General features: G+C 72.7%; 6 protein-coding genes. All 6 read right to left on the reverse strand.

Annotation, left to right across the window (positions count from 1 at the left end; translation table 11 throughout):
• Positions 1-894 (reverse strand): glutamate mutase L (locus E1211_RS29305; protein WP_132353012.1); only part of this gene is annotated, 894 nt, incomplete at its 3' end.
• Positions 891-1,289, reverse strand: a complete 399-nt coding sequence (locus E1211_RS29310) for a hotdog domain-containing protein (RefSeq protein ID WP_207915551.1) — start codon at positions 1,287-1,289, stop codon at positions 891-893. The genes E1211_RS29305 and E1211_RS29310, both read right to left, overlap by 4 nt.
• A complete protein-coding gene (locus E1211_RS29315) occupies positions 1,286-2,050 on the reverse strand; it encodes an OAM dimerization domain-containing protein (RefSeq protein WP_132353014.1) in 765 nt (254 codons plus the stop codon). The genes E1211_RS29310 and E1211_RS29315 overlap by 4 nt, the downstream gene beginning before the upstream one ends.
• The gene (locus E1211_RS29320) at positions 2,047-3,657 is read right to left on the reverse strand and encodes a lysine 5,6-aminomutase subunit alpha (protein ID WP_132353016.1); all 1,611 of its coding nucleotides are present in this window, start codon (positions 3,655-3,657) and stop codon (positions 2,047-2,049) included. Before E1211_RS29320 ends, E1211_RS29315 begins: the two co-directional genes overlap by 4 nt.
• A gap of 55 nt (positions 3,658-3,712) precedes the next feature.
• Positions 3,713-5,278 carry an amidohydrolase gene (locus E1211_RS29325; RefSeq protein ID WP_132353018.1) on the reverse strand — a complete coding sequence of 522 codons (1,566 nt, stop codon included), beginning with the start codon at positions 5,276-5,278 and terminating at the stop codon, positions 3,713-3,715.
• Between the two features lie 4 nt (positions 5,279-5,282).
• A complete protein-coding gene (locus E1211_RS29330) occupies positions 5,283-6,332 on the reverse strand; it encodes a zinc-binding alcohol dehydrogenase (protein WP_207915552.1) in 1,050 nt (349 codons plus the stop codon).
• Between the last annotated feature and the right edge of the window lie 195 nt (positions 6,333-6,527).

Genomic DNA, 6,527 nt, shown 5'->3' on the forward strand with positions numbered 1-6,527 from the left:
CACCACCCCGGGCGCGCTCCACCGCATTCCCAGGTCGCCCTCCACGGTGCGGGCCCGCCACAGGGAACCCGCCACCTCCCGACCCGGCCCGGTCGCCCGCTCGTCCGGGGTGAGCACCGAGTAGACGTCGGTGGTGGCCCCACCGACGTCCACCACCGCCAGGTCCCCGCCGAGCCGGTCGGCGAGCACCTCCACCCCGGTCAACACGGCGTCCGGGGTGGCCGCCCGCACCAACCGCGCGAACCGGGACCCCCGCGACAGCCGCTTCCCACCGATGACGTGCCGCAGGAACACCTCCCGGATCGCCGCCCGCGCCGACGCCGGCGACAACACCCCGATGCGGGGCAGCACGTTCTCGGCCACCGTCACCGGCACCCCCGTTGCGGCCAGCACCGCCGCCAACTCCTCCCGCACGTCGACGTTGCCGGCCAGCACCACCGGCACCCGCCAGCGGGCCCGGGCCAGCCGCGTCGCGTTGTGCGTCAACACCTCCGCGTCCCCACCGTCGGTGCCACCCACCAGCAACACCACGTCCGGGCGGGCCGCCCGCAACGCGCGAAGCTGCGCCGCGCCCAGCCGACCGGCGGCCACATGCACCACGTTCGCCCCCGCCGACAGGCCCACCCGCCGGCCCGCCTGCGCCGTCACCAACTGCTCGTAGCCGACCACCGCCAACCGCAGCCCACCCCCGGCCGACGAGCACACGTACCACGCCGGATCGCGGACGCCCAGCCCGGCGGTGGCCGCCGCGACAGCCGCGTCCAGGCCGTGCAGCACGTCCGTACCGACCGTCGTCGCCGACGCGGCCGCCGCGACCAGCCGCGCGTCGTCCAGATCGACCACCGCCACCTTCGTGTACGTCGACCCGACGTCGGCGCAGACCGCGACGTTCACGCCGTCGGCGGCACGACCACCGTGCCGGTCGCGGTGACCGCCACGATCGGCGGGTCGAGGACCTCCGCGGCCGACTCACCCCGGTCCGGGCGGCCCCGGCACACCACCAGGCAGCTCAGCTCCACCGTCCGGCTGCGGGTACCCACCCGGCTGACCTGCGCGGTCACCTCCACCACGTCACCGGCCCGGATCGGGGCGCTGAACCGCACATCGGCGTACCCGGCGAACAACCCCTCGTCGCCGTCGGTGCGGATGCACACCTCCGTGGCGACATCCCCGAACAACCCCAGGGCGTACGCCCCGTCGACCAGGTTCCCCGCATAGTGGGCGTGCGAGTACGGCACGTACCGCCGGTGCGTCACCGTCAACCCCAGCCGCGGATCCTGACCCGTCACGCCGCCGCCCTCCTGCTCGTGATCAACGCGTGCGCCAGGTAACTGGCCACCTCACCCGGGGTGGTGCCCCGGCCGAAGATCCGATCCACACCCAACTCCTCGGCCATCGTCTCGTCGAAACGCGGCCCACCGACGATCAGCAGCGGACGCCTGCCCGCCGGCATCGCCTCCCGGAACGCCGCCGACATCTCCCGCGTGTTGTGCAGATGCGCGTCGCGCTGCGTCACCACCTGCGACACCAGCACCGCGTCCGCCTTCTCCACCCGGGCGGCCTCCACCAGCTCCGGCACGCTCACCTGCGCCCCCAGATTGGTGACCTTCAACTCCCGGTAGTACTCCAGGCCCTTCTCCCCCGCGATGCCCTTCACGTTCAGGATCGCGTCGATGCCGACGGTGTGCGCGTCCGTGCCGATGCACGCCCCCACCACCGACAACTTCCGCCGCAGCCGCTGCTTCACCAGGGCGTTGACCTCCTTGGCCGACAGCAACGGGAAGTCCCGCTCCACCACCTGCACCGCGGACACGTCCACCAGATGGTTCACCCGCCCGTACACCACGAAGAACGTGTACCCGTCGCCCATCTGCTTCGCGTGCACCAGCATCGCCGGGTCGATGCCCATCTTCCCGGCCAGCTGGATCGCCGCGCCCTCGGCCCGCTTGTCGTGCGGCACCGGCAGCGTGAACGACACCTGCACCATCCCGTCACCGGTGGTGTCCCCGTACGGGCGCACGATCTTCTTCTCCACGCCGGCACCGCTCACGACCGCACCGCCGTCTCCCCGGCGGCCAGCACGCCGCCGCGCTCCGCGGCCGGTTCCGCCTCGAGGATCTCCGTGGCCGGATTCCAGTAGTCCGCCTCGTGCCGGGCCACCCCGTCCAGGCCCTTACCCCGATCCGGTGGGCGTTTCATGATGCCGAACGTGCCCTCGGCGATCGCCGTCAACAACGACTGGTCACCGATGCGCGCCAACAGCTCCACCGCCTCCCGCAGCACCTGCTGCGCCCGCTGCTGGATGAACCCGCCCGGCGCCGGCACGAAGTCCTCGTGCAGCCCACCGGCCGCACCCAACACGTACCGCACGTTCTGCACCGCGATGTCCCGGTCCGACAACCACGGCGTCACCACCGCCTCGGTCATCATCCCCACCAGCAGGATGCCCTGCCCGGTCAGCGTCCCCGCCAGGTTGAAGAACCCGTCGAGCAGGTTGCCGCGGAACACGTCCCCGGTCATGTGCTTCGTCGGCGGCATCCACTTCAACGGCGCGTCGGGGAACAACTCCCGCGCCAGCAACGCATGCGCCAACTCCAGCCGGAACGACTCCGGCACATCCGGGTTGATCTCGAACGCGTGCCCCAACCCCAGCTGCCAGTCCGCCAACCCCGCCTCGTGCGCGAAGAACTCGTTGAGCAGCTGCGACACCGTCACCGTGTGCGCCTCCTCCACCGCGTCGGCGGTGGTGAGGTAGTTGTCCTCCCCGGTGTTGATGATGATCCCCGCCCGCGCGTGCACCTGCCGCGAGAACCGCTGGTCCACGAACGTGCGGATCGGATTGATGTCGCGGAACAGGATCCCGTACATCGAGTCGTTCAACATCATGTCCAGGCGTTCCAGGCCCGCGAGGGTCGCCATCTCCGGCATGCACAACCCGGACGCGTAGTTCGTCAACCGCACGTACCGGCCCAGCTCCTTCGAGGACACGTCCAACGCCGCCCGCATCAACCGGAAGTTCTCCTGCGTCGCGTACGTGCCGGCGAAACCCTCCCGCGTCGCGCCCTCCGGCACGTAGTCCAGCAACGACTGCCCCGTCGACCGGATCACCGCGATCACGTCCGCGCCCGCCCGCGCCGCCGCCTGCGCCTGCGGAATGTCCTCATAGATGTCACCGGTCGCCACGATCAGGTAGACCCACGGCCGCTGCTTCGGGTCCCCGTACCGCTTCACCAGCCGGTCCCGCTCGGCCCGCCGCCGGTCGATACGCCGCACCCCCGCGGCGACCGCCTTCCGGGCCGCCCGGCGCGCGGCCGTGGCCGCCTTCCCGGTGGGCTGGGTGAACCGCACCGATCCGGCGGCGGCCTTCTGCGCCAGCAACGTCACATCGGTCAGATCCTCCCGGGCGAGCGCGTCGAACACCGGCGCCGCCACCCCGTGCCCCAGACCCACGTCCGCCACCACGGCGTCCACCAGCCGGTTCACCCACGGAATGCCGTCCGGGTCCGCGCCGGTCACCCCGGCCAGCCGCAACACCGCCCGCTCCACCGACACCGTCGTGTGACTGCGGGCCAGGTCCACCACCGGCTGCCCCGCGCGGCGCGCCAACTCCCGCGCCCGCGCCACCAGCACCGGATCAAGATCAAGCTTCCGTCTCACGCCGCCGCCCCGCTCCGCCGCGCGGCGGCACGCCACGCCCCGCTGGTTCGCTCGCTCACGCAGACCCTTCCTCATAGATCACGTCACCACGCAGCACCGTCCGCCGGCACACCGGCAACGGCGTCGGATCCTGCGGCCCCCGCAACTCCGGCTCCTCGGCCAGCAGCACCGGCAGCCCCCGATCCACCCCCGCCGGCGTCTCCCACACCGCGAACGTCGCCGGCGCACCCAACGCGAGAACCCCCTCGTTGTCCAGATGCACCGCCCGCCACCCGCCGCGCGTGTGCGCCGCGAACGCCGCCCGCACACTCATCCGCTGCGCCGCACTGTGATGCGCCGCCGCCGCCCGCACCGACCCCCACGGGTCCACCGGCGTCACCGGCGAATCCGACCCGAACGCCAACGCCACCCCCACCGAATGCATCGCACCCATCGGATTCGACGCCAACGACCGCGCCAACCCCAACCGCGACTCGTACATCCGGCCCGCGCCACCCCACAACCGGTCGAACGCCGGCTGCATGCTCGCCACGATCCCGTACTCCACGAACCCGGCGATCAACCGCTTGTCCATGATCTCCGCGTGCTCGACGCGGTGCCGCGCCGCGCGCACCCGCTCCACACCCAACTGCCGCACCGCCCCCGCGAACCCCTCCAGGACCGTGCCGATCGCCGCGTCCCCGATCGCGTGGAACCCGCCCTGCAACCCGTGCGCCGCGCAGTCCAGCAGATGCTCCCGCACCTGCTCCGCCGACAGGTAGCCGTGCCCGACCCCGTCCCCGTCCAGGTACGGCTGCGACAGGTGCGCCGTCCGCGAACCCAACGCCCCGTCCGCGAACAGATCACCACCGGCGCCCACCGCACCCAACTCCCGGGCCCGCGCCGCGCCACCCAACTCACCCCAGTACCCGTACACCTCCGGCACACCCGCACCCGAGATGCCCAGCAGACCCGTGAAGTCCTCCTCGTCGGAGATCTCCGGCCCACCGCACTCGTGCACCGCCGCCACACCCAGCGACGCCGCGTGCGCCAACGCCACCCGCTGCGCATCCACCCGCTGCGCCCGCGTCACCGACGCGAACGCCGCCGCCCGCACCACGTGGTGCGCGTCACGCCGCAGCCACCCCGACTCGTCGTACCCCGCCGCGGCCACCACCTCCGGCACCGCCGCCAGCATCGCCCGCGACACCAACGCCGAGTGGATCGACGCCTGCGACAGGTACACCCGCCGACCACCGGCCGCCCGCTCCAACACCTCCGCGTCCGGCAGCTCCGGCGCACCCCAGCTCGACTCGTCCCAGCCGTGGCCCAGCACCACCGCGTCCGCCGGCAGATTTGCCGCGAACCCGGCCACCGCGTCCAGCAACTCCCCCGCCGAACGCACCCCCGACAGATCCAGCCCCGACAACACCAACCCGGTGTCCGTCGCGTGCACGTGCGCGTCCACGAACGCCGGCGTCACCAACGCCCCGTCCAGATCCACCACCCGGTCGGCGGCGGGCGCGTCCGCGTCCACCCCCAGCCAGGTGATCCGCCCACCGGAGACCAGCAGCGCGGTCGCGTTCGGGTCGGCGGGGCAGTGCAGCACGCCGCCGCGGTACAACGTCGAGGGGTTCGTCATGACCTCAGTCTGCCGCCAACCGGGACTCGAAGAGCCGACGGACCCCCGGCTCCGCGCGCAGCAACCCCAACGCCAGATCCGCGTGCCCCGGCACGTACCCGTTGCCCACCAGCATCGTCACGTCCGCCGCCAAGCCCTCCGCGCCCAGCGCCGCCCCCGCGAAGCTCGTCGCCATCGAGAAGAAGATCACGGTGCCGCCGTCCGCCGTGCCCAGGATCGCCCCGTGCTCACACCCCGGCACGTCCACGCAGACCACCGTCACGTCCGCCGGCACACCGAGCGCCGTGGTCACCGCCGTCGACACCGCCACCGGATCCCGCGCGTCGGCCAACGCCACCGCGTCGGCCAACCCGACCGCCGTCAGCGCGTCCCGCTCCGCCGCCACCGGCACCACCCCGACCGTACGGCCCGCGCCCGCCCGCCGCGCCGCCGCCAGCGACAGCGAACCACTCTTACCCGCGCCACCGATCACCGCCACCGTCACCGGCCGGGGGTCCCCCTCACGCGCCCGGTCGGCCACGTAACGCGACACCACCCGCGCCGTCAACGCCGGCGCCCCGCACACGTCCAACACCGCGAGCGACAACTGCGGATCCTCGTCCGCCGGCAGCACCGCGGCGATCGACCGGGCGAACAGGATCGCCCACCCGTCGCACGGCACCTGCTCGCTGCGCCCGTCCCACCGCGCCAACCCGTCCGTGATCACCAGCGGCGTCAACGTCAACGACACCAGCGTCGCCACCCGCTGGCCCGCCACGAGCCCCAGCGGCGACCGCCGGCCCGCCTCCTCGACGGTGCCGATCAGCATCCCGCCCGAACCGGTCACCGGGTTCTGCATCTTCCCCCGGCTGCTGACGATCTCCAGCACCTCGGCGCGTACCGCGTCCCCGTCACCGCCGTGCTTCTCCCACAGCTGCCGGAAACTCGCCGCGTCCAGATTCAGCCGCTCCACCCGGATCCGCACCTCGTTCGCGGCGATCTCCGGACTCGCGTCCAGCCGCCGGGCCGCCTGCGGCAGCACGCCCGCCGGATCCACGACGCGGTGCAGCCCCACCGGTGACGTCACGCCGACCTCCCCCTGTCAACCGCCCGAAGCCCCGGTCAAGGCTCGCATCGCGGGAAAACTTCCGGCAGACTAATTTCTAGGCCGCAGATTTTCCAGTAGCCTTCGGGCGGCTGATCAACCGCACCACACGAGGAGGGGCCGTGACCCAGACCCAACCGGTGGAGACCATCCCCACAGCCCGCC

It is taken from the genome of Micromonospora sp. 15K316 (assembly GCF_004348525.1).
In the GTDB taxonomy this organism is placed as follows: Bacteria; Actinomycetota; Actinomycetes; order Mycobacteriales; family Micromonosporaceae; genus Micromonospora.

What these genes read in the sequence shown, in the direction of transcription:
- E1211_RS29325 (WP_132353018.1), bottom strand. Translation starts at nt 5,278, where the DNA reads ATGACGAACCCCTCGACGTTGTACCGCGGCGGCGTGCTGCACTGCCCC.